We start from the raw sequence: 510 nt of genomic DNA, 5'->3' as shown, positions 1-510 counted from the left end.
GAGCGCGGCGAAGGCGTACTCCTTCTTCTCCTCGAGCTCCAGCCGCACGACGAGCGGCGTGACCGACTAGACCTTGCTGAACTCCCACCCGCGCGGCGGCTGGTAGGTCCACTTCGGCTTGCCGGAGGTCGGGTTCAGCTCCTGGACCTGGTGCTGCGGGTTCTTGACGTCGTCGGTGCGGCAGCTGGCCGCGGCGATGAGCTTCGGGCCGCCGGCGAAGGCGAAGGGCTTGCAGTTGCCGTCGGGGTTGCCGAACAGCTCCTTGCCGTCGCTGACGCGGTAGGCGTTGGAGTTGCTGGTGCGCCCCACGGTGACGGTGTCCCCGCTGATCGCCAGACCGATGTCCGACAGGAAGTCCCAGTTGCCGTTCTTCTTGACCTCCTTCTTCCAGCCGGGCTTGCCGGTGTTGAGGTCGATCATCTGGAGGACGGAGCAGTTGGCCTTGTCGGTGGTGCCGTTCTTCACCCCGATGACGATCTTGCCGTCGGCGGTGGGGCCGTTGGGTGCGGC

General features: G+C 66.7%; 1 protein-coding gene. It reads right to left on the bottom strand.

The window, feature by feature from the left end; all coding sequences use genetic code 11:
• Nucleotides 1-66: 66 nt before the first annotated feature.
• Nucleotides 67-510 (bottom strand): hypothetical protein (locus AB0C16_RS40405; protein WP_357691473.1); only part of this gene is annotated, 444 nt, incomplete at its 5' end.

This window comes from Nonomuraea sp. NPDC048916, from assembly GCF_040649575.1.
Lineage (GTDB): Bacteria > Actinomycetota > Actinomycetes > Streptosporangiales > Streptosporangiaceae > Nonomuraea.
Note: the sequence above shows the minus strand (reverse complement) of the source record. Positions and strands in the feature narration are given on the sequence as shown.